The sequence below is a fragment of the Acinetobacter stercoris genome, assembly GCF_900323515.1.
Lineage (GTDB): Bacteria > Pseudomonadota > Gammaproteobacteria > Pseudomonadales > Moraxellaceae > Acinetobacter > Acinetobacter stercoris.
The window spans coordinates 1-673 of record NZ_OOGT01000453.1; the positions used below are offsets into that span (position 1 = coordinate 1).

General features: G+C 29.7%; 1 protein-coding gene. It reads left to right on the forward strand.

What is annotated here, in order from left to right; genetic code table 11:
• Positions 1-108: 108 nt before the first annotated feature.
• Positions 109-573 (forward strand): YybH family protein, encoded by a 465-nt coding sequence (locus KPC_RS20190; RefSeq protein ID WP_121976043.1) that lies wholly within the window; start codon positions 109-111, stop codon positions 571-573.
• Positions 574-673 lie beyond the last annotated feature (100 nt).

Here is a 673-nt window from a genome sequence, read left to right on the forward strand (position 1 = left end):
AAGTTACAAAGCTGGTAATAAAAAATAAAATGAATTCTTTCGCAAAATTGATAAATAATGTAAATTCTATCACGTAATTTAGGATTTTATGTTTAGAGGTATAGTTGTATGCCTATTGAAATAATTGGTGATCAAGAGATTGCTAAAGAGGTTTTAGACCAAATTAAACACTGGGATAGTGCAGTAGTCACACTGGATATTGATCAAATCACTAATCAATGTGCAGAAGATGTCAGTATGTTTGATGTAAGTTCTCAAATGAATGGTATAGAAGAATACAAGACTGAATGGTATAAATTTAGTCCATATTTCAATGAAAATATGCAGATTTCAAGACGTAATATAAAAGTTTATACATCTGATGACTTGGCTGTTGTTCATTGTTTTTCAAAAGTCGAACACAAAGCGCTATTAGGTAAACTCAAAATGCCTTGGTGTAGAACGACAATTTGTATGAAAAAAGATCATGAACAATGGCTTTTAGTACATCAACATATTTCTATGCCGATTAATCTGACTGACGGTAAAGCAATTACACTTAAAGATGAACCAAAGCTTCGGTTACTTGGTTAAATTTCAACTATCTATTTCACTTGAAAAATTAGGAGAATAATCAATTTTAATAATGAGTTGATATTGATTTTCAAGTTATGGTTGATAAAAAGGATTGAAA